The 26,326-nt window shown below is 68.3% G+C and carries 18 protein-coding genes and 1 riboswitch; of the genes, 9 read left to right on the top strand and 9 right to left on the bottom strand.

Going from position 1 to position 26,326, the window contains the following annotated elements; translation table 11 throughout:
• Positions 1–92 precede the first annotated feature (92 nt).
• Entirely contained in the window at positions 93–1,025 is a 933-nt protein-coding gene (lhpI, locus tag V5F66_RS20290) for a bifunctional Delta(1)-pyrroline-2-carboxylate/Delta(1)-piperideine-2-carboxylate reductase (RefSeq protein ID WP_394094608.1), read from the top strand.
• 48 nt (positions 1,026–1,073) lie between these two features.
• Here the strand turns inward: lhpI and V5F66_RS20285 are convergent, their stop codons facing one another.
• On the bottom strand, positions 1,074–1,610 hold the full coding sequence (locus V5F66_RS20285) for a glutathione peroxidase (RefSeq protein WP_394094607.1): 537 nt from the start codon (positions 1,608–1,610) through the stop codon (positions 1,074–1,076).
• An 89-nt stretch (positions 1,611–1,699) separates the two neighbouring features.
• Entirely contained in the window at positions 1,700–3,595 is a 1,896-nt protein-coding gene (locus tag V5F66_RS20280; RefSeq protein WP_394094606.1) for a sigma-54-dependent Fis family transcriptional regulator, read from the bottom strand.
• A gap of 433 nt (positions 3,596–4,028) precedes the next feature.
• Between V5F66_RS20280 and V5F66_RS20275 the strand changes: the two genes are divergently transcribed.
• The 3 genes from V5F66_RS20275 to V5F66_RS20265 all read left to right on the top strand — a co-directional run bounded on the left by V5F66_RS20275 (position 4,029) and on the right by V5F66_RS20265 (position 9,281).
• Positions 4,029–6,182: a hydantoinase/oxoprolinase family protein gene (locus V5F66_RS20275; protein WP_394002710.1), complete on the top strand. Its 2,154-nt coding sequence runs from the start codon at positions 4,029–4,031 to the stop codon at positions 6,180–6,182.
• A gap of 180 nt (positions 6,183–6,362) precedes the next feature.
• Complete coding sequence (locus V5F66_RS20270) at positions 6,363–8,693, top strand: hydantoinase B/oxoprolinase family protein (protein WP_394094605.1); 2,331 nt, start codon at positions 6,363–6,365, stop codon at positions 8,691–8,693.
• A gap of 81 nt (positions 8,694–8,774) precedes the next feature.
• Positions 8,775–9,281 (top strand): acetone carboxylase subunit gamma, encoded by a 507-nt coding sequence (locus V5F66_RS20265; RefSeq protein WP_394002714.1) that lies wholly within the window; start codon positions 8,775–8,777, stop codon positions 9,279–9,281.
• A gap of 68 nt (positions 9,282–9,349) precedes the next feature.
• Here V5F66_RS20265 and V5F66_RS20260 read toward each other — a convergent pair whose 3' ends face one another.
• The 3 genes from V5F66_RS20260 to V5F66_RS20250 form a co-directional block, all read right to left on the bottom strand.
• Positions 9,350–10,216, bottom strand: coding sequence for a protein-methionine-sulfoxide reductase heme-binding subunit MsrQ (locus tag V5F66_RS20260; RefSeq protein ID WP_394006869.1), 867 nt, complete (start codon positions 10,214–10,216; stop codon positions 9,350–9,352).
• 156 nt (positions 10,217–10,372) lie between these two features.
• Positions 10,373–11,440, bottom strand: a complete 1,068-nt coding sequence (locus V5F66_RS20255) for a tellurite resistance TerB family protein (protein WP_394094604.1) — start codon at positions 11,438–11,440, stop codon at positions 10,373–10,375.
• Positions 11,441–11,621: 181 nt separating this feature from the next.
• Positions 11,622–12,416, bottom strand: a complete 795-nt coding sequence (locus V5F66_RS20250; RefSeq protein WP_394049855.1) for a thymidylate synthase — start codon at positions 12,414–12,416, stop codon at positions 11,622–11,624.
• 159 nt (positions 12,417–12,575) lie between these two features.
• Positions 12,576–12,709, top strand: a riboswitch (TPP riboswitch).
• An 80-nt stretch (positions 12,710–12,789) separates the two neighbouring features.
• On the opposite strand from V5F66_RS20250, the gene thiC reads away from it, so the two are divergent.
• The 5 genes from thiC (at position 12,790) to V5F66_RS20225 (ending at position 22,001) form a co-directional block, all read left to right on the top strand.
• Positions 12,790–14,664 (top strand): phosphomethylpyrimidine synthase ThiC, encoded by a 1,875-nt coding sequence (gene thiC / locus V5F66_RS20245; protein ID WP_394002720.1) that lies wholly within the window; start codon positions 12,790–12,792, stop codon positions 14,662–14,664.
• A gap of 206 nt (positions 14,665–14,870) precedes the next feature.
• Entirely contained in the window at positions 14,871–16,472 is a 1,602-nt protein-coding gene (locus V5F66_RS20240) for a Do family serine endopeptidase (protein WP_394094603.1), read from the top strand.
• A 247-nt stretch (positions 16,473–16,719) separates the two neighbouring features.
• Positions 16,720–17,436, top strand: coding sequence for a winged helix-turn-helix domain-containing protein (locus V5F66_RS20235; protein WP_012115492.1), 717 nt, complete (start codon positions 16,720–16,722; stop codon positions 17,434–17,436).
• A 52-nt stretch (positions 17,437–17,488) separates the two neighbouring features.
• Positions 17,489–18,877, top strand: coding sequence for an ATP-binding protein (locus V5F66_RS20230; RefSeq protein WP_012115493.1), 1,389 nt, complete (start codon positions 17,489–17,491; stop codon positions 18,875–18,877).
• Between the two features lie 154 nt (positions 18,878–19,031).
• Positions 19,032–22,001, top strand: coding sequence for a bifunctional [glutamine synthetase] adenylyltransferase/[glutamine synthetase]-adenylyl-L-tyrosine phosphorylase (locus V5F66_RS20225; RefSeq protein WP_394094602.1), 2,970 nt, complete (start codon positions 19,032–19,034; stop codon positions 21,999–22,001).
• Between the two features lie 161 nt (positions 22,002–22,162).
• On the opposite strand, the gene glpX is transcribed toward V5F66_RS20225, so the two are convergent.
• The 4 genes from glpX to V5F66_RS20205 form a co-directional block, all read right to left on the bottom strand.
• Complete coding sequence (gene glpX / locus V5F66_RS20220; RefSeq protein WP_012115495.1) at positions 22,163–23,152, bottom strand: class II fructose-bisphosphatase; 990 nt, start codon at positions 23,150–23,152, stop codon at positions 22,163–22,165.
• Positions 23,153–23,157: 5 nt separating this feature from the next.
• Positions 23,158–24,444 (bottom strand): homoserine dehydrogenase, encoded by a 1,287-nt coding sequence (locus tag V5F66_RS20215; RefSeq protein ID WP_394006876.1) that lies wholly within the window; start codon positions 24,442–24,444, stop codon positions 23,158–23,160.
• Between the two features lie 172 nt (positions 24,445–24,616).
• Positions 24,617–25,837, bottom strand: coding sequence for an LL-diaminopimelate aminotransferase (locus tag V5F66_RS20210; RefSeq protein ID WP_394049849.1), 1,221 nt, complete (start codon positions 25,835–25,837; stop codon positions 24,617–24,619).
• A gap of 156 nt (positions 25,838–25,993) precedes the next feature.
• Positions 25,994–26,314 (bottom strand): hypothetical protein, encoded by a 321-nt coding sequence (locus V5F66_RS20205; RefSeq protein ID WP_394049847.1) that lies wholly within the window; start codon positions 26,312–26,314, stop codon positions 25,994–25,996.
• Positions 26,315–26,326 lie beyond the last annotated feature (12 nt).

The following is a 26,326-nucleotide window of genomic DNA, read 5'->3' as shown; positions in this document are numbered from 1 at the left end:
AAGTAGCGGTGACCCTGTTTGGTTCCCGCGCCGTTGCAGGCAAAGGCGTCGCGTGCTCTACGGTCTGGCAAAGGCTAAGGCGGGAGGAAGCCATGGTTCGGGTGTTTGAAGCGGCGGAGGTGGAGGCCGCGCTGGGCTATGAGCGGCTGGTGCCGGCCCTTGGCGCTGCCTTCGCCGATGCCAAGGTGGAAGCGCCGGTGCGCCAGTCCTATGAGGTGGGCCAGGTCGGCGCGCCCGCCCATCTCCTCGCCATGCCAGCCTGGCGGCGCGGTGCGGCGCTGGGGGTGAAAATCGTCAACATCTTCCCTGCCAACGCGGCGCGCAACATGGGCTCGGTGCACGGGCTCTATGTGCTGTTCGATGGCTCAACCGGCGTGCCGAAGGCGATCCTCGACGCCGAGGCCCTCACCAACCGGCGCACCGCCGCCACCTCGGCGCTCGCCTCGTCTTTCCTGTCACGCATGAACAGTGAGACGCTGACCGTGGTGGGCACCGGCCACCTCGCCTTCCATCTGGCGCAGGGCCACTGCTTTGTGCGGCCCATCGGCCGCGTGCTGGTGTGGGGGCGGTCGCTCGCGCGGGCGCAGGAGATGGCGGCGCGGCTGAAGGCGCTGGGTCTTCCCGCCGAGGCAGCGGAGGACCTGTCGGCGGCGGTGCGCGCGGCGGACATCGTCACCTGCGCCACCACCTCGGTGGAGCCGCTGGTGCTGGGGCGGGACGTGAGGCCCGGCACCCATGTGGACCTGGTGGGCGCCTTCACCCCGGCCATGCGCGAGAGCGACGACGATTTGGTGGCGAAGAGCGCCGTCTATGTGGACACCTATGGAGGCGCGCTGGCGGAGGCCGGCGACCTGCTCCAGCCCGCAGCCTCCGGGCGCTGGTCGAAAGAACTGGTGCGGGCGGACCTCCACGAACTGTGCGCCGGCCTGAAGGAGGCGCGTACGGAAAGCGAGAGCGTGACGCTTTTTAAGTCCGTGGGAGCGGCGCTGGAGGATCTGGTGGCGGCGGAACTGGTGGCGGGCTGAGGCAGCGCCCGGCGCCCGCCCACCGAGGGAGGGCGCCGGATGCGGATCTCAGGCTTTCGCTTCCAGCGCGGCGTCGAGCGCCTTGGTCAGGCGGGGGTCGTCCGGCGTCACCCGCGGCGAGAAGCGGGCGATGACGCGCCCGTCGCGCCCCACCACGAACTTCTCGAAGTTCCACGAGACGTCGGAGGGGGAGGCGCTCCGGCCTGAGGGGCGCCGGCCCTCCTCGTCGGTGGTTTCGGGCCGGGCTGCCACCAGCGCGTCATAGAGCGGGTGGCGCGTGGCGCCGACCACCGAGATCTTCTCGAACATGGGGAAGGTGACGCCATAGGTCAGGCTGCAGAAGCTGGCGATCTCGCTCTCGGTGCCGGGCTCCTGGGCGCCGAAATCATTGGCCGGGAAGCCGAGGATTTCGAGCCCGTCGCCGTGGCGCGCCTCATACAGCTTTTCCAGTGCCGCATATTGCGGGGTGAGCCCACACTTGGATGCCACATTGACCACGAGGAGAACCTTGCCCCTGAAGTCACCGAGGGTGGCCGGGGTGCCATCGATGCGTTTCAGGGGGATGTCGAACAGCGCCTGGGACATGAGATCCTGCCGGGATGAATTTTCGTCGGTGCGCAGGCTAGCACACCCTCCGATACCCTGCCGAGGCGCGCGCCATGGCGAGGTCAGGCTCAGCGCTCCAGCGCGGAGAGGCGCATGTAGAGGGTCGAGCGAGCGATACCGAGGCGGCGGGCGGCCCGGGAGAGGTTGCCCCCGCAGGCATCCACGGCGGCGCGGATGGCCGCTTCCTCCACCGCCTTGAGGTCGGTGGCTCGTGCCGTCTCGGTGGTTTCCTCTCGGATCTCCTGCGGCAGGTCGGCGATGTCGATCAGAGCGTCCGCGTCGCCACCGGTGCCGCCCATGGCCACCAGCATATCCACCACGTTGCGCAATTCGCGCACATTGCCGGGCCACCCATAGGCCATGAGCGCCGCGTGGGCCGCCGGCGAGAAGCGGGGCGGGGCAAGGCCGGCGCGAGCGGCAGCGCTGCGGCCGAAATGGTCGAGCAGCAAGGCCACATCCGCGCCGCGCTCGCGCAACGGCGGGATGCGCAGGCGCAGCGCGGCGATGCGATAGAACAGGTCCTTGCGGAAGCGCCCAGCCGCCACCTCGCCGGAAAGGTCACGGTTGGTCATGGACACGAGGCGCAGGTTGACCCGCCGCCCCGTATGCCCGCCGACGCGGTAGACGACGCCATCCTCCAGCACCCGCAGCAGGTAGGATTGCAGCTCCAGCGGCATCTCACCGATCTCGTCGAGGCAGAGCAGGCCGCCGTCCGCTGCCTCCACCTTGCCCTGCTTGCCGGCGGTGTCGGCGCCGGTGAAGGCGCCTTTCTCGTAGCCGAACAGCTCGCTGGCGATGAGGTCACGCGGTAGCCCGCCGCAATTGAGCGGCACGAACGGGCCGCAGGGCGCGCGCCCGCCATGGATGGCGCGGGCGAACACCTCCTTGCCCACCCCGGTCTCGCCTTCGAGCAGGATGGGAAGGCCGCTCTCGGCCATGCGCCGGGCCTTCTCCCGCACCTCGCGCATCACAGGGCTGTCGCCGATGATGGCCTCGAAGGGCAGTACCTCCGGCTCCCGCGTCGCCTCGCGCATTACCGGACGCGGCTTGCGGGGGGCGTGCAGCACCACCACGCCGCCGATCTCCTCGCCATCCTCGCGCACGATCTCAACGCTCGCGCCCGGCAGCAGCGCCGCGACGCGTTCGGCCCAGGCGGCCGGCGCCACATCGTTGAGCGCGGCGAGGCGCCCGTCGGCGATGAAGTGCGCGTTGCGGCGGATCACCTCCTTCAACGCGCGATCGGTGGAATAGATGAGGGCGCCGGAGCGGCCGAAGGCGAGGATTTCCTCCGAAAGCCAGAGCGAGCGCTTGGAGAGGAAATGGCGCAGCACCTGCTCGTGCTCCATCTCCATGCGCCGGCCCAGCACCGCCTCGATCTGCTGGGCGAGGGCCACCGCATGGGCGAGGTTCTGCGGATTGAAGGTGTCGGTGGAGCCGGAGACATCCACCGCGCCGATCACCGCGCCATGGCCGGGATGGCGCACCGGAGCGGCGGCACAGGTCCAGCGCTGAACGCTGGCGCAGAAATGCTCGGCGGCATGGATCTGCACTGGCCGGCCGCAGGCGAGCGCGGTGCCGATGGCATTGGTGCCGATCTGCGCCTCGCACCACAGGCCGCCGCGCTGGAGCTTCACCTCCTGCCCGGTATCCACCGCCCGCGCGTCGCCCTCGGTTTCGAGGATGGTGCCCTCGGTGTCGGTGAGGATCAGCATGGAGCGCGCGTCGGAGAGCAGGTGCCGCGCCTCGTCCATGGCCGGGCGTGCGGCGGCGATCAGCCGGGTGTTCTGCTGGCGGCGGCGATGCAGCTCCGCCTCGCTCACGAGGGGCGCTTCGGACCGGTTCGCCGTGATGGCGTGCTGCCGCGAGCGCTGCCAGGAGGCCAGCACTGCGGGACGGACGACGGATGAGGCGATGCCGTCCTGGTGAAACGCCTCCCAGGCACGGGCAATCTCGCGATATGGCACCAGCTCTGCCCTCCGGGCCGGGCGGCGCGGCGTTCCCGAAAGGCGCCGCCTAAGCCGTTGGCCAGCGTGCGCGCCCGCCCGGCTGATCAGCCGGCGCCGCGCCCGATGGCGGGTTCACTCCCTGACATGCCGCATTCTATCCGCCGGCTTTCACCGTCGGCGGCGGCTTGGTCGGCAAGATAAGCGCAAGTTCGCGCCCGGAGCAAGGCCCGCAGGCGGTTCCATCCCAGTCGTTCGCGGCTGTCGCCGGCGCCCCGGACAACAAGTGTCCGGAAACCGGACAGTCGAATTCTTCCATATTACATGATGCGTTGCACAATAATCATGTGAATCCGTGATTTTCTACAGTCGAACGCCTCTGGCACGCATCCTGCCACTCCCATGGCGAGCCGGCACCGAAAAGTGAGGCCGGCATTAATGGGAGGACAACGGCGTGAACGTTCCCGTGGGACACCTGCGCAACGTCCAGGTGCTTGGCATCGATGCCGGCGGCACCATGACGGACACTTTCTTCGTGGACCAGGACGGCGACTTCGTCGTCGGCAAGGCCCAGTCCACGCCCCAGAACGAGGCTTTGGGCCTCATCGCCTCGTCTGAAGACGGGCTCGCCAACTGGGGCATGTCGCTCCACGAGGCGCTGGCCCAGCTTCAGACCGGTGTCTATTCCGGCACCGCGATGCTCAATCGCGTGGTCCAGCGCAAGGGGCTGAAATGCGGCCTCATCGTCAATCGCGGCATGGAGGATTTCCACCGCATGGGCCGCGCGGTGCAGAGCCACCTCGGCTATGCCTATGAGGACCGCATCCACCTTAACACCCACCGCTACGATCCCCCGCTCGTCCCGCGCCACCTCACCCGCGGTGTGGTGGAGCGCACCGACATGATGGGCACGCAGGTGATCCCGCTGCGCGAGGACACGGCGCGTGACGCCGCCCGCGACCTGATCGCGGCCGATGCGGAAGGCATCGTCATCTCGCTGCTGCATTCCTACAAGAACCCGGAGAACGAGCGCCGCGTGCGCGACATCGTGCTGGAGGAAGTAGAGAAGAGCGGCAAGAAGATCCCGGTCTTCGCCTCCGCCGATTATTATCCGGTGCGCAAGGAAACCCACCGCACCAACACCACCATCCTCGAAGGCTACGCCGCCGAGCCCTCGCGGCAGACCCTGTCGAAGATCTCCAACGCCTTCAAGGAGCGTGGCACCAAGTTCGACTTCCGCGTGATGGCGACCCATGGCGGCACCATCTCCTGGAAGGCGAAGGAGCTGGCGCGCACCATCGTGTCCGGCCCCATCGGCGGGGTGATCGGCGCGAAATATCTCGGCGAGGTGCTGGGCTACAAGAACATCGCCTGCTCGGACATCGGCGGCACCTCGTTCGACGTGGCGCTGATCACCCAGGGCGAGATGACCATTAAGAACGATCCGGACATGGCGCGCCTCGTCCTGTCGCTGCCGCTGGTGGCCATGGATTCGGTGGGCGCCGGCGCCGGCTCCTTCATTCGGCTCGATCCCTATACCCGGGCCATCAAGCTGGGGCCGGATTCGGCCGGCTACCGGGTGGGCGTGTGCTGGAAGGAGAGCGGCATCGAGACCGTCACCATCTCCGACTGTCACATGGTGCTCGGCTATCTCAACCCCGACAACTTCCTCGGCGGGGCGGTGAAGCTCGATCGCCAGCGCTCGGTGGATGCCATCAAGGCGCAGATTGCCGATCCGCTCGGCCTGTCGGTGGAGGATGCCGCCGCCGGCGTTATCGAACTGCTCGACAGCGACCTGCGCGACTACCTGCGCTCCATGATCTCCGGCAAGGGCTATTCGCCGGCGAGCTTCGTGTGCTTCTCCTATGGCGGCGCCGGCCCGGTGCACACCTATGGCTACACCGAGGGCCTTGGCTTCGAGGATGTGATCGTTCCGGCCTGGGCGGCGGGCTTCTCCGCCTTCGGCTGCGCGGCGGCGGATTTCGAGTATCGCTACGACAAGTCCCTCGACATCAACATGCCGACGGAAACCCCTGACACCGACAAGGAGAAGGCCGCCGCCACCCTCCAGGCGGCATGGGAGGAACTCACCAAGAACGTGCTCGAAGAGTTCAAGCTGAACGGCTATTCGGCCGATCAGGTGACGCTCCAGCCCGGCTACCGCATGCAGTATCGCGGGCAGCTCAATGACCTGGAGATCGAGAGCCCGCTGGCGCAGGCCCACACCGCAGCTGACTGGGACCAACTGACGGACGCCTTCAACGCCACCTATGGCCGGGTCTATGCCGCCTCCGCCCGCTCGCCGGAGCTGGGCTATTCGGTTACCGGCGCCATCATGCGCGGCATGGTGCCGATCCCCAAGCCCAAGATCCCCAAGGAGCCGGAGGAGGGCGAGACCCCGCCGGAGAGCGCCAAGATCGGCACCCGCAAGTTCTATCGCAAGAAGCGGTGGGTGGATGCGCAGCTCTACCACATGGAGTCCCTGCGCCCCGGCAACCGGGTGATGGGCCCCGCCGTGATCGAATCCGACGCCACCACCTTCGTGGTGCCCGACGGCTTCGAGACCTGGCTCGACGGCCACCGCCTGTTCCACCTGCGCGAGGTGTGAGGGCAGGTCAGGACGGGCCGTCATGCCCGGGCTTGTCCCGGGCATCCACGCCGTGCCGCTCGCGCAACGCTCCGAATGCTGCTCCCAGCCGCGAGGCGTGGATGGCCGGGACAAGCCCGGCCATGACGACGCGAAGAAGCACGCTCAATCCGAGTCAACGAACTCAAAGGAAACGACCCCATGAACGTGACTGTTGACCAGAGCACCCTTGCGGGTGCGACGCGCGGCATCGTGCGCGGTGGCGAGACGCTGAAGGAGCATCGCGACCGCCTCATGGCCGCCACCAAGGCCACCGGCCGCTATGCCGGCCTGAAGACGCTGGAGCTGCGCGAGCGCGAGCCCATCCTCTACAACAAGCTGTTCTCGCGTCTGCGGGCCGGCGTGGTGGATGCCCGCGAGACCGCCAAGAAGATCGCCGCCTCCCCCATCGTGGAGCAGGAGGGCGAGCTGTGCTTCACCCTCTACAACGCGGCGGGCGACAGCCTTCTCACCTCCACCGGCATCATCATCCATGTGGGAACCATGGGTGCCGCGATCAAATACATGATCGAGAACAATTGGGAGGCCAATCCCGGCGTCCACGACAAGGACATCTTCTGCAACAACGACAGCCTGATCGGAAACGTCCATCCGTGCGACATCCACACCATCGTGCCCATCTTCTGGGAAGGTGAACTGATCGGCTGGGTGGGCGGCGTCACCCACGTCATCGACACCGGCGCGGTCGGGCCGGGCTCCATGGCCACCGGTCAGGTGCAGCGCTTCGGCGACGGCTATTCCATCACCTGCCGCAAGGTGGGCGCCAACGACACCCTGTTCCGCGACTGGCTGCACGAAAGCCAGCGCATGGTGCGCACCACCCGCTACTGGATGCTGGACGAGCGCACCCGCATCGCCGGCTGCCACATGATCCGCAAGCTGGTGGAAGAGGTGGTCGCGGAAGAGGGCATCGAGGCCTACTGGAAGTTCGCCTACGAGGCGGTGGAGCACGGCCGGCTCGGGCTCCAGGCCCGCATCAAGGCCATGACCATCCCCGGCACCTACCGGCAGGTGGGCTTCGTGGATGTGCCCTACGCCCATGAGGACGTGCGGGTGCCCTCCGATTTCGCCAAGCTCGACACCATCATGCACGCCCCGTGCGAGATGACGATCCGCCGGGACGGCACCTGGCGCCTCGACTTCGAGGGATCGAGCCGCTGGGGCTGGCACACCTACAACGCCCACCAGGTGAGCTTCACCTCGGGCATCTGGGTGATGATGACCCAGACCCTCATCCCCTCCGAGATGATCAATGACGGCGCCGCCTACGGCACCGAGTTCCGGCTGCCCAAGGGCACCTGGATGAACCCGGACGACCGCCGCGTCGCCTTCTCCTACAGCTGGCACTTCCTGGTGTCGGCCTGGACGGCGCTGTGGCGGGGCCTGTCGCGCTCCTACTTCGGGCGCGGCTACCTGGAGGAGGTGAACGCCGGCAACGCCAACACCTCCAACTGGCTGCAGGGCGGCGGCTTCAACCAGTATGACGAGATCCACGCCGTGAACTCGTTCGAGTGCGCCGCCAACGGCACCGGCGCCACCGCGGTGCAGGACGGCCTGTCCCACGCCGCCGCCATCTGGAACCCGGAAGGCGACATGGGCGACATGGAGATCTGGGAACTGGCCGAGCCGCTGGTCTATCTCGGCCGGCAGATCAAGGCGTCCTCGGGCGGCTCCGGCAAGTATCGCGGCGGCTGCGGCTTCGAGAGCCTGCGCATGGTCTGGAACGCCAAGGACTGGACCATGTTCTTCATGGGCAACGGCCACATCTCCTCCGACTGGGGGCTGATGGGCGGTTATCCGGCGGCCTCCGGCTATCGCTTCGCCGCCCACAAGACCAACCTGAAGGAGCTGATCGCGTCCGGCGCGGAGATCCCGCTCGGCGGCGACACCGACCCGGAAAATCCCACCTGGGACGCCATGCTGCCCGACGCCCAGATCAAGCGCGACAAGCAGGCCATCACCACCGAGGAGATGTTCTCCGACTACGACCTCTACCTCAACTACATGCGCGGCGGCCCCGGCTTCGGTGATCCGCTCGACCGTGAGCCGCAGGCGGTGGCCGACGACATCAACGGCGGCTACGTGCTGGAGCGCTTCGCCGGCGAGGTCTATGGCGTCGTGGTGCGGAAGGTCGCGGACGGCCAGTATGGCGTGGACGAGGTCGCCACCGCCGCCGCCCGCGCGCAGATCCGCAAGGATCGCCTCGCCAAGTCGGTGCCGGTCTCCGAATGGATGAAGGGCGAGCGCGAGAAGATTCTCGCCAAGGATGCGGGCACGCAGGTGCGGCAGATGTTTGCCGCCTCCTTCAAGCTCGGCCCGCGCTTCGAGAAGGACTTCCGCACCTTCTGGAGCCTGCCCGACAGCTGGACCCTGCCGGAGGAAGAAATCGGCGTGCCCACCTACGGCTCGCGCTATTCCATGGACATCTCCGAACTGCCCGACGTGCACACCGTGCAGTTCGTGGAGGAATGATCCCTCCACTGGGCGGCGGCGACAGCCGTCGCTGCCGCCCATTTTTTCCTTGGAAATCAAACATCAAGTGGAGGAAACACGATGGCCTATACCCGCTCGAAGATCGTCGATCTCGTGGACGGCAAGATCGATCCCGATACGCTGCACCAGATGCTCTCCACCCCCAAGGACCCGGAGCGCTTCGTGACCTATGTGGAGATCCTGCAGGAGCGCATGCCGTGGGATGACAAGATCATCCTGCCGCTCGGCCCCAAGCTCTTCATCGTGCAGCAGAAGGTCTCCAAGAAATGGACCGTGCGCTGCGAATGCGGCCACGATTTCTGCGACTGGAAGGACAATTGGAAGCTTCACGCCCGCGTCCATGTTCGCGACACGCCGCAGAAGATGGAGGAGATCTATCCCCGCCTCATGGCGCCCACCCCGTCCTGGCAGGTGATCCGGGAGTATTTCTGCCCCGAGTGCGGCACCCTTCACGATGTGGAGGCGCCCACCCCCTGGTATCCGGTGATCCACGATTTCTCGCCGGATATCGAGGGCTTCTACCAGGAGTGGCTCGGCCTGCCGGTGCCCGAGCGGGCCGACGCCTGACCCCATCGCAGGATAGGGCAGACGGGGGGCGGGCGACCGCCCCCTTTTTCGTGAAGCACAACGCGCGCTCAGGACGCCTCGATCTTCGTCTGTGTCGCCGGAGCGGTCCGGCGCCGTCCACGCGCGGGTGCTGCTTCCCGGCGCTGGGCGGCGAACAGGGCCAGGGCGAGTCCTGCCCCCAGTACCCACCAGGCGGGGCGCGGGCCGAGATCGAGGGAGAGGTTCGCCTCCGCCACCAGCCACGGGTCGACCCGCGTGGCGAGGCCATACCACAGCACTTCCACCCCCGCCGTCAGCAGCGCCGACAGCACGGCAAGGCCGGCGACGCCCAAGGGTGTCACATCGCCGGAAAGGCGCACCGCGATGCGATAGGCGAACAGGAACACGAACAGGCCGGCCATGAGCACCGGCTCGGTCACGTCCAGCTTCGATTGCAGGAAGAAATGCACCGCCCCCAGCAGGGCGATGCCATAGACCGCCATGTGCAGCCGGTTCCACCGCTCCGTCCCGAGGCGGCGGATGGCCCCATCGAACGAGGTGGCTCCGAGCGCGATGAGCAGCATCAGCGCCACCGCGCCGATGGTGAGATAGATGCGCAGCACGATCTCGCTCAGCGCGCGCCCCGCACCCTGGTCCACGACGAACAGCAGCAGGTGGAAGGCGGCGTAGAACAGCGCCGCAAGCCCGAAGATGCGCCGCCCGAAATAGAGCTTGGGATAGGATAGGAGCTTGCGCAGCGGCGTGATGGCGAGGGTCACGGCCAGGAAGCGGATGGCCCACAGGCCGGTGAAGTGGATGGCTTCCGTCCACGGCCGGGCGCCGAGCATGCCGTTGGCGGCAAGGCCCGCGAGCCACACCGCCGGCAATGTCGTGGCCACGATGAAGAGCGTCTTCTCGGGACTGAACTTCCCGGAGCGTTCGTGGAAGAGGGGCATGGGGCGGTCGCTCGCGTCCTTCGCTGCGAATGGGGGCGGGGTGCATTTTCGCCCCGGACGGAACGGCCGCTGCCGGCCGCCCCGCTTCCCATTACGCCGGGCGACGGGGCGCCGTTACGGCCCCGCCGCGCACGATGGCGTGAGCATGGCCCCGTCTCAGGCGTTCAGGTCCGCGTCCAGCTGGGCCTTGAGGCCCGGATCGAGGTTGAGCGCCGAGGCGAGGCTGGCCAGATACTGCTTCTCGGCCGCGCTGTCGGGACGGATCGCCATGGCCGAGGCGGCGTAGATCTGTAACGCCGCTTCCGGGCTGGTGGCGGCATCCACCACCTGCTGCGGGTCTACCGGGGTGGTGAGGAAGGTGATGAGCGCCTCGCGTTCCGGCGCCGCCGCCCCGAAGCGGGACAGTCCGCCGGTGATGCGCTCGAGCTCCTCCTGGTCGATCTGCCCGTCCGCCTGTGCCGCCGCCGCCATGGCCGAGAGCAGCACGCCGGAGAAGGCATCCGCCCCGCCGGGGGCTGCGGCCGGGGAGAAGCCGGCGGCCTCCGGTGTGCCGGAGGTGAAGGCCGACCGCCCGCCTGACTGGGACTGCCACTTGCGGAAGGCATTCCACGCCAGCATGCCGATAACCGCCATGCCGCCATACTTCACCAGGTCGCCGCTGCCGCCGCCCGACTGCGGGGCAGGGGCGGGAGCCGGCGAGGGTGCCGGCGCGGGATACGGGTTTGGAGCCGATGTGCTGGGCGGGCCGCCGAGGGAGGCCTCGGCGAGATCGCCGAGCGATCCGCCGGTGCTGCCGCCCGATATGCCGCCGCCCGCCGGAGCGCTGCCGCCGCCGAGGATCTGGCCGAGGATGTCGCCCAGCCCGCCGGGGAGCCCGGCCGGGGCTCCGCCGCTGTCGCCCGTACCACCGGGGCGCTGTCCGCCGCCCCCCAGCACCTGGCCGAGAATATCCCCGAGCCCGCCCGGCAGGCCGGAGGCCCCGCCCTGGGGACGGCCACCGCCGGATGCCCCGCCACCGAGCACCTGGCCCAGAATGTCGCCGAGCCCGCCGGGTAGGCCGCCGCTTTGGCCGGAGGGCGCGCCGCGCCCGCCCTGTCCCGCGCCTTCGAGCACGCTCTTGAGGATCTGGTCGAGGCCGGCGCCGCCGGCTCCCCCGCCGCGCACGCTGCCGTTGCCGAGCGCAGCCCCGATGAGCTGCCCCAGAAGACTTCCTGCATCCGCCATGAGACCCTCCCTGAAGGACGTTCCAATCGGGTTGCACCGCAAGCGACCGAACGTGCGTTGTTTTGAGTATTGAGACCGCTGTCCCGATCAGGTTGTCCCAACCGAACCGGCTCCACTGGAACGACCGGTACGCACGAGCCGAAAAACGGACAGGGACGAAGGGGCGCTCCCGCGCCCGGGTTCAGACCGCCACCGGCGCCTTGATGGCCGGGTGCGGATCATAGCCCACAATTTCCACATCCTCGTAACGGAAGGCGAAGAGGTCGGTGACCGCCGGATTCAGCGCCAGGCGCGGCAGCGCGCGGGGTGCCCGCTCCAGCTGCGCGCGGGCCTGCTCCAGATGGTTCACGTAAAGGTGCGCGTCCCCGAGCGTGTGGACGAAATCGCCGACCCCGAGCCCGGTCACCTGCGCCACCATGTGGGTGAGCAGCGCGTAGGAGGCGATGTTGAAGGGCACGCCCAGGAACACATCCGCCGAGCGCTGGTAGAGCTGGCAGGAGAGCTTGCCCTCCAGCACATAGAACTGGAACAGGCAGTGGCAGGGTGGCAGCGCCATCTTCGACACATCCGCCGGATTCCAGGCGGTGACGATGAGGCGGCGCGAATCGGGATTGCGGCGGATGTCCGAGACCACCTGCGCGATCTGGTCGATGACGCCGCCTTCGGGCGTGGGCCAGGAGCGCCACTGGTGGCCGTAGACCGGGCCGAGATCGCCCTTTTCGTCGGCCCACTCGTCCCAGATGGAGACGCCGTTGTCCTTCAGGTAGCGGACATTGGTGTCGCCGGCGAGGAACCACAAAAGCTCGTGCACGATGGACTTCAGGTGCAGCTTCTTGGTGGTGACGAGGGGAAAGCCCTCACCCAGGTCGAACCGCATCTGGTGCCCGAACACCGAGAAGGTGCCGGTGCCGGTGCGGTCGTCCTTGCGCACGCCCTCATTCAGGATGCGACGGAGCAGGTCGTGATACTGATGCATGCGCGCCTCCGTCCTCCGGGCTTTGGGGACATAGATGTAGGCCATGCCGGCCGGCTGGCAAATGGCCCACCGCCGCTCGTCCAGAGCTTTAGACGATCGGGCATCCCGCTTCATGCTGCGCCGCAGCGTTGACATTGGGCTTTGGTATACACACACTCGGAACGTTCCAAGGGGGGTCCCGGAAGGGGCTGAGATTTCGCAAGTCCGTTGGCCTTCAAGGTTTTCGGTGCCGCGTTGACCCTTCGAACCTGATCCGGGTCATACCGGCGAAGGGATCGGAACCCGTGCGCACGGCACGTTACGGCCGTATCGTACCCGTCTCCTAGCTCGAATCCCGGCTCTCGTTGAAAGCGCAAGCTTAAAGGAGAACCGCATGCTGGACGAAGCCTCGACGTCCTCCCTCAAGGTCACCACCGGCGCCCTGCCGCACTCGCACAAGGTGTTCGTCTCCGCCACCCGGCCGGACGTGCGCGTTGCGATGCGCGAGATTACCCTGTCCACGCCCGAAGAACGGCCGGTCCGGGTGTACGACACCTCCGGTCCCTATACCGATCCGCAAGCCGTCATCGACCTCACCAAGGGCCTGCCGCTGCTGCGCGCCCAGTGGATCCGCGAGCGCGGCGACGTGGAGGAGGTGGATGGCCGGCAGGTCAAGCCCGAAGACAATGGCCTGAAAGACGGCCAGTCCTCGACCCTGCCCCAGTTCGACCTCACCGGCCGCCGGCCCCTGCGCGCCAAGCCGGGCAAGCGCCCGACCCAGATGGCCTATGCGCGGGCCGGCATCATCACCGCCGAGATGGAATATGTGGCTGCGCGCGAGAATCTCGCCCGCGCCAATGGTGGTGTCCATCCGCACCATCAGGCCATGGGCCTCGGCGCGGTGATCCCGTCCGACATCACGCCGGAATTCGTGCGGCAGGAAGTGGCGCGCGGCCGCGCCATCATCCCCAACAACATCAACCACCCCGAAACCGAGCCGATGGCCATCGGCCGGAACTTCCTGGTGAAGATCAACGCCAACATCGGCAATTCCGCCGTCACCTCGGGCGTTGCCGAGGAGGTGGACAAGCTGGTGTGGGCCACCCGCTGGGGCGCCGACACGGTGATGGACCTGTCGACCGGCAAGAATATCCACACCATCCGCGAATGGATCATGCGCAACTCGCCGGTGCCAATCGGCACCGTGCCCATGTACCAGGCGCTGGAGAAGGTGAACGGCGTCGCCGAGGACCTGACCTGGGAGATCTTCCGCGACACGGTGATCGAGCAGGCCGAGCAGGGCGTGGACTACATGACGGTCCATGCCGGCGTGCGCCTGCCCTATATTCCGCTCACCGCCAACCGCGTCACCGGCATCGTGTCGCGCGGCGGCTCCATCATGGCCAAGTGGTGCCTGGCGCATCACAAGGAGAGCTTCCTCTACGAGAATTTCGAGGAACTCTGCGAGATCCTGGCCCAGTATGACGTGGCCTTCTCGCTGGGCGACGGCCTGCGCCCCGGCTCCATCGCCGACGCCAACGACGCCGCCCAGTTCGCCGAGCTGGAGACCCTGGGCGAATTGACCGAGATTGCCTGGAAATACGATTGCCAGGTGATGATCGAGGGCCCCGGCCATGTGCCGCTCCACCTCATCCGCGAGAATGTGGAGAAGCAGCTCAAGGTCTGCCACGAGGCGCCGTTCTATACCTTGGGTCCGCTCGTGACCGACATCTCCCCCGGCTACGACCACATCTCCTCCGCCATCGGCGCGGCGATGATCGGCTGGTTCGGCACGGCGATGCTCTGCTACGTGACCCCGAAGGAGCATCTGGGCCTCCCGGACCGCGACGACGTGAAGGCCGGCGTCATCTCCTACAAGATCGCCGCCCACGCGGCCGATCTTGCGAAGGGGCACCCGGCGGCGCGCATCCGCGACGATGCGCTGTCCCGGGCGCGCTTCTCCTTCCGCTGGCGCGATCAGTTCGCGCTGTCGCTGGACCCGGAGACGGCCGAGCGCTTCCACGACGAGACGCTGCCCGCCGAGGGCGCCAAGGTGGCGCATTTCTGCTCCATGTGCGGGCCGAAATTCTGCTCCATGAAGATCTCGCAGGAGTTGAAGCTGGAAGCCGGCGACATTGCCCGCGCCCAGGCCGACAACCTCGCCTCAGCCGGCATGGCGGAGATGGCGCAGAAGTTCCGCGAAGGCGGCGGTCTCATCTACACCCCGGCCCCCGAAGTGGCCGAGCCGCCGCCCGCCGCGGCCGAGTGAGCGAGCCAAAAGCAGACGACAGGGGCGGCCTTCGGGCCGCCCTTTTTGCTGCAGGCAGCGGTGTGGGGCGGGCTCGAACGGCGTCACGCACGCGTGAGCCACATTACGGATCCTTAATTCCGCAGCCAGACTGCCGTAACGGTCCACGCACTAGCTTGCCTCTCGAACCTGCCGACAAGGCAGACAACAGAGAGATGCGACCGCCCATGACCCGCTCCGGCAACACCCGCTCCGACAACACCCCCTCCGTGACGAAGCGCCACCGCAAGGCTCTCCTGGCCGGCGTCGTCGGTCTCGCGCTCGCCGGCGTCGTGGCCGGCCAGTTCGTGCCGCCGCTGAACGGTCCCGTCGCCGCCCAGATCACCACCAGCCAGCCGGCCGGCACCTTCTCCTTCGCCGATATCGTCGAGAAGGTCTCGCCCGCCGTCGTCTCGGTGAAGGTGAAGAAGGATGCCGGCAACGAGCAGATGGCCATGGGCGGCGATTTCGGCGGTAATGTTCCGCCCCAGATCGAGCAGTTCCTGAAGCGCTTCGGCTTCGGCGACGGCCAGGGTCCCATGGGTCCGGGCGGTCCCGGCGGCCCCGGCATGGGTCCGCGCGGCGGCCATGGTCCCAAGGGCGAGCGCCCGGTGGTGGGCCAGGGCTCCGGCTTCATCATCTCGGCTGACGGCTATGTGGTGACCAACAACCACGTGGTGGACGGCGCCGACGAGGTGGACGTGACCACCACCGACGGCAAGGAATACCAGGCCAAGGTGATCGGCACCGATCCGCGCACCGACGTGGCCCTGCTGAAGATCGAGAACGTCACCAACCTGCCGTGGGTGAAGCTCGCGGACGGCGCCCCGCGCGTCGGTGACTGGGTGATCGCGGTGGGCAATCCCTTCGGCCTCGGCGGCACCGTGACCGCCGGCATCGTCTCGGCCCGTGGCCGCGACATCGGCTCGGGTCCCTATGACGACTTCATCCAGATCGACGCCCCCATCAACCGGGGCAATTCGGGCGGCCCGACCTTCTCGCTGAACGGCGAGGTGATCGGCATGAACACCGCCATCGTCTCCCCCTCGGGCGGCAACGTGGGCATTGCCTTCGCCATTCCGTCCGAGACCGTGAAGACGGTGGTGGCCCAACTGCGCGACAAGGGCTCGGTGGCCCGCGGCTACATCGGCGTGCAGATCCAGCCGGTGACCGAGGACCTTGCCTCCGGCCTCGGCATCAAGGACGCCGAGGGCGCCCTGGTGGCGCAGGTTCAGCCCAACACCCCCGGCGCCAAGGCAGGCCTGAAGGCCGGCGACGTGATCGTGAAGGTCAACAACGAGCCGATCAAGGAAGCCCGCGATCTGACCCGCAAGGTGGGCATGATGAAGCCGGGCACCGAGATCAAGCTCTCGCTGATCCGCGATGCCAAGCCCATGGACCTGTCCCTGGTGCTGGACCAGCTGCCCAACGATCAGGTCGCCTCGCGCTCCGGTGCGCCCCAGCAGGGCGAGGATGACACCGCCGGCGCCACCAAGGACCTGCCGCGCCTCGGCCTCCAGCTCGCCCCGTCCAAGAGCGTTCAGGGCGCCGGCGGCGAAGGCGTGGTGGTGACCGGTGTGGAGCCCAACGGCCCGGCCGCCCAGCGCGGCTTCAAGACCGGCGACGTGATCCTGAAGGTGGGCGACAAGGCTGTCTCCACCCCGAAGGATGTGCGCGACGGCCTCGCCGCCGCCAAGGCCGACAACCGCAAGGCGGTGCTCATCCAGGTGAAGAGCGGCGAGGGCGTGCGCTTCGTCGCCATCACCCTCGACGCCAAGGCCAAGGGCTGAGCCTCGCGCTGAACCTGAAGGCTCCGGTGGCCTGGCGCCGCCGGAGCAGGTCTACCGGAGCCGAGGCGGGTTAGCATCGCCCCCCTGATGCCACTTCGGCTCTGATGGCGCGGGATGCTCGCAAGGCATCCCGCGCCACGTTTTTTTCAGCAACGCCGCGCGCTTCGCCCTTTTCCCAGCGGAAGGGGCGAGCCGTCACGCAAGGCGGACACCCCGCATGGACCTGCCGGCAAGGTGAGCTAGAGTGATGACAGCGAATCTCGATCCGGATCCCCTCACTGCCATGCGCCTCCTCCTTGTCGAGGACGACCGCGACGCCGCCGAATATCTGCGCAAGGCCTTCCGCGAGGCTGGGCACGTGGTGGACCTTGCTGCCGACGGGGAGGAGGGCCTCGCCCTCGCCCTGGACGGCAAGTACGACGTGATGGTGGTGGACCGCATGCTGCCCGCGCGCGACGGGCTCTCCCTCGTCACCGAGCTGCGCGGGCGCGGGCACACCACGCCAGTGCTCATCCTTTCCGCCCTCGGCCAGGTGGACGACCGGGTGCAGGGCCTGCGCGCCGGCGGTGACGACTACCTGCCCAAACCCTACGCCTTCACCGAGCTTCTGGCGCGGGTGGAAGCCCTGTCGCGGCGCGGCGTCTCGCAAGGCGCGGAGACGGTCTACAAGGTGTCCGACCTGGAGCTGGACCGTCTTGCCCATCGCGTCACCCGCTCCGGCAAGGAGATCCCGCTGCAGCCGCGGGAGTTCCGGCTGCTGGAATATCTCCTGCGCCATGCCGGGCAGGTGGTGACCCGCACCATGCTGCTGGAAAACGTGTGGGACTACCATTTCGACCCGCAGACCAACGTCATCGACGTGCACGTCTCCCGCCTGCGCTCCAAGATCGACAAGGGCTTCGACGTGCCGCTGATCCACACCGTGCGCGGCGCCGGCTACATGGTGCGGGCGGGTGCCGCTTGAGTCCGGCGCGCGCGGGCCGCTCGCCGTCGGCGGCGTGATCTGGCGGGTTCTCATGCGCTTTTTCGCCCACCTCGCGCGGCTGGTGCGCACCACGGCGTTCAAGCTGCTGGCGGCCTATCTGCTGGTGTTCGCCGTGTTCGCGGTGTCGGTCATCGTCTACACGGCGTGGCACACCCGCGAGCTGATCCAGGGACAGGTGGCGGACGATCTCGACCGCGAGGTGCGCTTCCTCGCCGAGCAATACCGTCTCGGCGGCATCCAGCGCCTGGTCTATGTCATCGACCGGCGGACGCGCCGGCCGGGCTCGTCCATCTACATGATCACCAATTTCCAGGGCGAGGTGCTGGCCACCAACGTCTCGGACCTGCCCATAGGCCTCCTCGACAAGGATGGCACCCGCTTCACCACCTACAATCGTCCCGACGATGCCGGTCTGAAGAGCCATGTGGCCTTCGTGCAGGCGATGATCCTGCCCGGCGGCTACCGCCTGCTGGTGGGCCGTGACATCGAGGAGCGCGACACCCTGCGCGACCTCGTGGCGCGACCGGCGCAATGGGCGGTGATGCTGATCGTGGTGCTGGGGCTTGCCGGCGGCGTGTTCGTGACGCGGCGGGTGTTGAAACGCATCGATTCCATGACTGCCACCGCCGAGACCATCATGGCCGGAAACCTCTCCGGCCGCCTCGCCATGACCGGCACCCAGGACGAGTTCGACCGCCTTGCCCATTCGCTGAACGCCATGCTGGACCGCATCGAGGGCCTGATGCAGGGCCTGAAAGAGGTCTCGGACAATATCGCCCACGACCTGAAGACCCCGCTCACCCGCCTGCGCAACCGCTCGGAGGAGGCGCTGCGCACCGCTCATACGGAGGACGAGTGGCGCGCGGCGTTGGAAGACACCATCGAGGAGAGCGATGGCCTCATCCGCACCTTCGACGCGCTGCTCATGATCGCCCGCGCCGAGGCCGGGCAGGCCCGCGCCATCATGAGCGATCTCGACCTCGCCGAGATCGCCGAGAACGTCTCCGAGCTTTATGAACCGCTGGCCGACGAGCAGGGCCTCGACCTCGTGGTCACGGTGGCGCCGGTGAGCATTCACGGCGTGAAGGAACTGCTGGCGCAGGCGGTCTCGAACCTCATCGACAATGCCATCAAGTATGGCCGCCCGGTGGACGGGAGCAGGGGGCGCATCGCCGTGACCCTGGCGCGGCAGGGCGGGGAAGCGGTGCTCGCGGTGGCGGACACCGGCCCCGGCATCCCGGAGGCGGATCGCGAGCGGGTGGTGGAGCGCTTCGTGCGGCTGGAGGCGAGCCGCACGCGGCCGGGTTCCGGGCTGGGCCTGGCGCTGGTGGGCGCGGTGGCGCGCCTGCATGGCGGCAGCCTGAGCTTCACCGATGGAGCGCCGGGGCTGGTCGCGACGCTGCGTTTACCGGCGAAATAATTGGGCGCCGGGACCGGCTGTCCCACGCTGGGCATTAAGGCCTTCGCAGGTGCGATAATTTGCTGTTTATCATGGAGCTTTCGACCGCACATCAGCGTTGCAATTGTCGAACAGGGCTTGCGTAACGCAAGGTCCTAATGCTTTTGATGAAATCATGCGCGGTCCCCTCGAACCGGATTCGGCCGACCGGCCATCTCTCGCCATCCTGATGCGGGAAGCCCCCGTCCTCGGCGATGCGGAGACGGCAGAGATTAAGCTTTCCCAGGCCACGGAAAGCCTGTCCCCGGCGGAACGGGCAGCGCTCGACGGGCTGCTTTCGCGCGCCCCCATGGCGCGCGCCGTCTGCCTCGGCATGGCCGAGGGCTCGCCCTTCCTGCTCGATCTGGTGCGCGCGGAGCCGACGCGGCTGCTGCGGGTGCTGTCCGACGATCCACATGCCCATCTTGCGCGGCTGATGGCGGATTGCGCAGCCACCGCCGCCAGCGGTAGCGAGGCCGAGGTGATGCGCGCGCTGCGGCGCATGCGCAACGAGGCGGCGCTGCTGATCGCGCTCGCCGACATGGGTGGTGCCTTCGACCTGATCGCGGTGACGGCGGCGCTGACCGATGTGGCGGACGCGGCCCTGCGCGCGGCTCTCGCCTTCCTGCTCGGCGATGCGGCACGCGTCGGACGCCTCAAGCCGCAAGATGCCGCCGACCCGGCCGTGGGATGCGGTCTCGCCGTGATCGCCATGGGCAAGCACGGTGCGCGCGAGCTCAATTATTCCAGCGACATCGATCTTGTGGTGGTGTTCGACCGGGAGAAGGCGCCCCTCGCCGAAGAGGTGTCCGCCGCGCCGTTCTTCGTGAAGATCACGCAGGGCCTGGTGCGCCTGCTCCAGGAGCGCACAGCGGACGGCTATGTGCTGCGGGTGGACCTGCGCCTGCGGCCCGATCCGGGCTCGACGGCGGTGGCCCTCTCCACCGCGGCCGCCCTTGATTATTACGAGCGCGAGGGCGCCACCTGGGAACGTGCCGCCTATATCAAGGCCCGCCCCGTGGCCGGCGACCTGGCGGTGGGGCGGACGTTCCTCGCCGAGCTGTCGCCTTTCGTGTGGCGGCGCGGGCTGGATTTCCAGGCCATCGCCGACGTGCACGCCATGAAGCGGGAGATTCACGCCTTCCGCGGCCACGACGTGGTGGCGGTGGAAGGCCACAATGTGAAGCTCGGGCGCGGCGGCATCCGCGAGGTGGAATTCTTCGTCCAGACCCAGCAGCTCATCGCCGGTGGGCGGGACCCGCTGTTGCGCAATTCCCGGACGTTGGAGGCACTCGATGCCCTCACCGCCCACCGCTGGATCGAGCCGTCCGTGCGCGATGCGCTGGCCGAGGCCTATGTGTTCCTGCGCCGGGTGGAGCACCGCATCCAGATGGTGGCGGACGCCCAGACCCATTCCCTGCCCGAGAGCCGCCCCGCCATGGAGGGCTTCGCGCGCTTCATGGGATATCCCGACCGCGACGCCTTCGCCGCCGCCCTGGTGACGCGCCTCCAGACTGTGCAGACTCATTACGCCAACCTGTTTGAGGACGTGGCGCCCCCTGCGGTGCTGGACGCGGACCTGGTGTTCCCGCCCGACGAAAATGACCGCAAGACGTTAGCGGCCCTTTCCCGCCTCGGCTTTCGCGATCCGGCGGCGGCGAGCGGCATGGTCCGGCGCTGGCTGTCCGGTGGGCCGCGTGCGCTGAAGGGTGAAAGCGCGCGGGCGCACCTTGCCCGCATCGTTCCTCTGATGCTGGAGGCGCTCGCCCGGGGCGGCGATCCCGATGGAGCGCTGGCCGCCGCCGACCGCTTCCTGAGCGACCTGCCCGGCCCGCAACTTCTCACCGCCCTCGACCGGCATCCGGACCTGGTGCGGCTGCTGGCCACCATTCTCACCGCCGCGCCGCGCCTGGGCGAGACACTGGCGCGGCGGCCGTCCCTCACCGACGCGCTGCTCGATCCCGCCTTCTTCGACGTGCTGCCGGACGAGGCGGGCCTCACAGCCCATCTGGAGCACCTGCTCGACACCGCCGACACGGACGAGGAGCAACTCGACCGCGCGCGCCGGTTCCGGCAGGAGCAGCATGTGCTCATCGGGGTGCGTATCGCCTCCGGCACGCTGGAGGCGGCGCGGGCGGGTGAAGCCTATGCGACGCTGGCCGAGGTGATCATCCGCGCCCTGCACCGCCGGGTGTGGGCCCGCTTCAGGGAGGCCCACGGCACCATCGCGGGCGCGCAGACGGCGGTGCTGGCCATGGGCAAGCTCGGCGGGCGGGAGATGACGGCGGGGTCCGACCTCGACCTCATCGTGCTTTACGATTTCGACGCCGATGCCGATCCCACCTCTGATGGCGCCCGCCCGCTCACCGGGGCGCAGTATTTCGCCCGCTTCACCCAGCGCCTCGTCACCGCGCTGACCTCGCTCACCAATGCCGGCAAGCTCTACGACGTGGACCTGCGCCTGCGCCCCTCCGGCCGCTCGGGTCCGGTGGCGACGCGCCTTGCGTCATTTGCGACCTACCAGCGGGAGGAGGCCTGGACCTGGGAGCATATGGCGCTGACCCGTGCCCGTGTGATCGCGGCCGAGCCCGAATTCGGGGCTAAGGTGCGGGACGTGATCTGTGCGGTCATGGGCCAGCCGCGCGATCCGCGCCGGCTCGCGGGCGACATCCTCGACATGCGCCAGTCCATCGCCGCCGAGAAGGGCGAGGGCGACATGTGGAACCTGAAGCACGCCGCGGGCGGCCAGGTGGATGTGGAGTTCCTGGCCCAGTATCTCGTGCTCGCGCACGCCTGTGCGCACCCCGAGATCGTGGACACTGCCACCGCCCGCGTGCTCGCCACCGCCGCGCGGCTGGGGCTGCTGGAGCCGGAAGATGCGCACGTGCTCCAGCGGGCCTGCCGGCTCTACCAGAACCTCACCCAGGTGCTGCGGCTGGCGGTGGACGCCCATATCGTGCCGGCGGACGCGAGCCCGGCGCTCAGGGCGCTTCTGGCCCGCGCCGGCGAGATGCCCGACTTCACCACCCTGGACGCTGACCTCGCCGATACCCAGGCCAAGGTCCGCACCATCTTCGAGCGCATACTGGAGAGGGCGGCGGAGTGATGCCAACGGCCTGTGAGCCTTTCTCATGGGCCATTGGTCAAGTCCGCGCGGCGCTAGGCGTCGGACATTCCCGCGACCGGTTTGAAGGTTCGCAACTTGGGAACGCCCGAAGCCCGAGGCTGATGGTCTGAGTTGACGCGCGGCGGCGTTCGGGCGTCCTTTCAGCTTTCCATACGGAATTTGCGGAAGTCGCGGTGCTCGGTGGTTATCCGGCGCACCGTGCCGGTGGCCGCGCGCAGCACGATGGTGTCGGTTTCGATCACCTCGCGGCTGAAGCGCACGCCCTTCAGGAGCGCGCCGTCGGTGACGCCGGTGGCGGCCACCAGGCAGTCGCCGCGCACCATTTCTTCCAGCTTGTAGATCTTGGCGCCGTCGCGGATGCCGAGGGTCTTGGCCTGGGCGCGCTTCTTCTCGGTGTCGAGCACCAGGCGGCCTTCCATCTGGCCGCCGATGCAGCGCAGGGCCGCCGCCGCCAGGATGCCCTCGGCCGCGCCGCCGAGGCCGAGATAGATGTCGATGCCACTCTCGTGCGGATTGGTGGTGTGGATCACTCCCGCCACGTCGCCGTCGGTGATGAGCTTGATGGCGGCGCCGGTCTTGCGCACAGCCTCCACCAGCGGCGCATGGCGCGGACGATCGAGGATGAGGGCGGTGATCTCGGAGGTCGGCACGCCCTTGGCGTCCGCCAGCGCCTGAATGTTCTCCTGCGGGGTCTGGGCGAGGGAGACGATGCCTTCCGGATAGCCGGGGCCGATCGCCAGCTTCTCCATGTAGGCGTCGGGCACCTTCAGCAGGGAGCCGCGCTCGGCGATCACCAGCACACAGAGCGAGCCTTCCATGTTCTTGGCGCAGAGCGTGGAGCCTTCCAGCGCGTCAACGGCGAGGTCCACCTCGGCACCGCCGGCGCCCAGCTTTTCGCCGACGAAGAGCTGCTCGCATTCGTCCTCGATGCCCTCGCCGATCACCACGGTGCCGGAGACCGGAATGAGGCTGAGCTCCCGGTGGCAGGCCGCCATTGCGGCAAGGTCGGCGGCCTGCTCGTCGCCGCGGCCGCGCAGCCGGGCGGCGGCCACCGCGCAGCGTTCGGTCACCTGAGCCATGTCCAGGGACAGGCGACGGTCGAGGACCTGGGGCATCCGGGCAACGCGCATGGCCGTCAATCCTTCTCGATTCGGATCACCTGCGGCAATGCAGAGATGACCCCGTCGGCCTCGATGGCGGCAATGGCGCGGCGCACGGCTTCTTCCGTGGTCGCATAGGTGATGAGGATGACGCGCGCGGTCTCGGCGCCGTCGGGCCGGCGCTGCATGATGGATTCGAGCGAGATCTGCTCGTCCGCCATGCGCCGGGCGATGGTGGCGGCGGTGCCGGGCTTGTTCACCACAGCGAGGCGGATGTAGTAGCCGCCCTCGTGGCGCTGCATGGCGGCGCGCTCGGCCTTGGTCAGCTCGGCCACGGGCAGGCCAAAGGCGTAGCCCCTGGCGCCGCGAGCCACGTCGAACAGGTCGCCCACCACGGCGGAGGCTGTGGCCGCGCCGCCGGCGCCGGGGCCGACCAGGGTCAGCGCCACCGCGTCGCCATCCACCGCCACCGCATTGGTGACGCCGGACACCTGGGCGATGGGCCAGTGCTTGGGCACCATGGTGGGATGCACCCGCTGCTCGATGCCGGTTTCAGTGCGCACGGCGACGCCCAGCAGCTTCACCCGGTAGCCGAGGTCGTCCGCCGCCTCGAGGTCGGCGAGGGTCAGCTGGCGGATGCCCTCCACGTAGATGGAATCCGCATCCACCTGGGTGCCGAAGGCCAGCGAGGTGAGGATGGCGAGCTTGTGGGCGGTGTCGAAGCCGTCGATGTCGAAGGTCGGGTCCGCCTCCGCATAGCCCAGCCGCTGCGCCTCTCCGAGGCAGACGTGGAAGGAGAGTTTCTCCTCCGCCATGCGGGTGAGGATGTAGTTGCAGGTCCCGTTGAGGATGCCCGACACCCGCTCGATGGTGTTGCCGGCCAGCGATTCGCGCAGGGTCTTCACGATAGGGATGCCGCCCGCCACCGCCGCCTCGAAATGCAGGCCGGCGCCGGAAGCTTCCGCCCGTTGGGCGAGTTCCACGCCGCATTTGGCCAGCAGCGCCTTGTTGGCGGTCACCACCGGGATGCCCCGGTCGAGGGCTGCGGCCACCGCGGCTTTGGCGGGGTCGCCGTCGCCGCCCATCAGCTCTACGAACACATCGATGTCGCCGTCGCGGGCCAGCGCCACCGGATCCTCGAACCAGACCACGCCGCCAAGGTCGAGCCCACGGTCGCGGCTGCGGTCGCGGGCCGCCACCGCCGTCACCCTGAGGGTGCGGCCGGTGCGGGCCTCAAGCTCGGCCTTGCGGCGTTCGAGCATGCGGAACACCGCCGCCCCGACGGTGCCGAGGCCGGCAAGGCCCACTTTCAGTTCGCTCATGGGATCGGACCGGTTCTTCGCCTGTTGGAAAGCGCCGCGCTTTTAGCGCGCGGCGCCCGGATGCACCACTCCTCCCGACGGCCCCGGTCTGCGACCGGTGCCGAGAGGGGTTCGCTCAAGCGCCGCGCGGGCTGGACCTAAGACCGGTGAGTCTTGCTCACCGGCTTTGGCTTCAGCGCGCGGCGCTGAGGGGCACCACATTGTGGAGGGTCGTGCCCGCCTGCTCGAAGAAGCGGCGGATGTTGCGCGCCGCCTGGCGGATGCGCTGCTCGTTCTCCACCACGGCGATGCGGACGAAGTCGTCCCCGTGCTCGCCGAAGCCGACGCCGGGCGCCACCGCCACGTCCGCCTTCTCGATGAGCAGCTTGGCGAACTCTACCGAGCCCATGGCACGGAAAGGCTCGGGGATCGGCGCCCAGGCGAACATGGAGGCGCGGGGCGAGGGCACCGGGAAGCCGGCGCGGCCGAAGCTCTCCACCAGCGCGTCTCGGCGCTTCTTGTAGGTCTCACGCATCTCGGCGATGCAATCCTGCGGGCCATTGAGCGCCGCCGTTGCCGCCACCTGGATCGGGGTGTAGGCGCCGTAATCAAGATAGGACTTCACCCGCGACAAAGCGGCGATGAGGCGCTCGTTGCCCACCGCGAAGCCCATGCGCCAGCCGGCCATGGAATAGGTCTTGGACATGGAGGTGAATTCCACCGTCACGTCCATGGCGCCCGGCACCTGCAGCACCGAGGGCGGCGGGGTGTCATCGAAATACAGCTCGGCATAGGCGAGGTCGGAAAGGACAATGAGGTCGTTCTTCTTCGCGAAGGCCACCACGTCCTTGTAGAACTCCAGGTCCGCCACGCAGGCCGTGGGGTTGGACGGATAGCACAGCACCACCGCGATGGGCTTGGGGATGGAGTGTTGCACCGCCCGTTCCATGGCGTGGAAGAACTCCGGCCCCGGCTCCACCGGCACCGACCGGATCACGCCGCCGGCCATCAGGAAGCCGAAGGCGTGGATGGGATAGGACGGGTTGGGGGTCAGGATCACGTCGCCCGGCGCGGTGATGGCCTGCGCCATGTTGGCGAAGCCTTCCTTCGAGCCGAGGGTGGCCACCACGTGCTTGTCGGGATCCAGCTTCACGCCGAATCGCCGCTCATAGTAGGCCGCCTGGGCGCGGCGCAGGCCGGGGATGCCCTTGGACGCGGAATAGCGGTCCGTCCGCGGCTTGCCGATGGTTTCCTTGAGCTTCTCAATCACATGCGCGGGCGCATCGAGATCCGGATTGCCCATGCCGAGGTCGACGATATCCGCCCCGGCATTACGGGCGGCGGCCTTCACGCGGTTCACTTGCTCGAACACGTAGGGCGGCAGCCGGCGAATGCGGTGGAAGTCGGTCGTCATCTCAGGGCTCCAGAGGCCGCGCTGTTGCTCATTCTCCCGGCGCGGCAGTCGGGCTTTGTACCACTGTTGTGTGAATGGAAAAGCCATGATTGCGATGGGAGTGCGGCAGAACCCTGTCCATCGCACTGCAATATGCATCCGGCTGCGCGCGGGGCGCTATTTTTCCTGGGTGCGGGCGAGGCTTTCCAGGTCGCGCTGCAGCTTCTGCTGGCCTTCCGGCGTCAGCGGCGGCCGCTTCGATGACGATGCGGCGGTGCCGATGGTGGGGAAGGCGTTGGCCGGCACCTCCTGCACATGGGTTTGCGGGGGCGTCAGGCCCGGCAGGCCCTCGCTTCCGGCGCAGGCGGCGAGGGCGCAGGCCAGCGCCCCGGCCAGGGTGGTGCGCAGCAGGGCGCGGCCGCCGGCGAAGACGGTCGTGCGCGGGCGGTTGGGCGGCGTCAGGCGAGGGCCGGCCGGTGGGGTCGAAACCTGGATCATCTGTCCCTTATA

Source organism: Xanthobacter versatilis (assembly GCF_043193975.1).
Lineage (GTDB): Bacteria > Pseudomonadota > Alphaproteobacteria > Rhizobiales > Xanthobacteraceae > Xanthobacter > Xanthobacter autotrophicus_E.
Note: the sequence above shows the minus strand (reverse complement) of the source record. Positions and strands in the feature narration are given on the sequence as shown.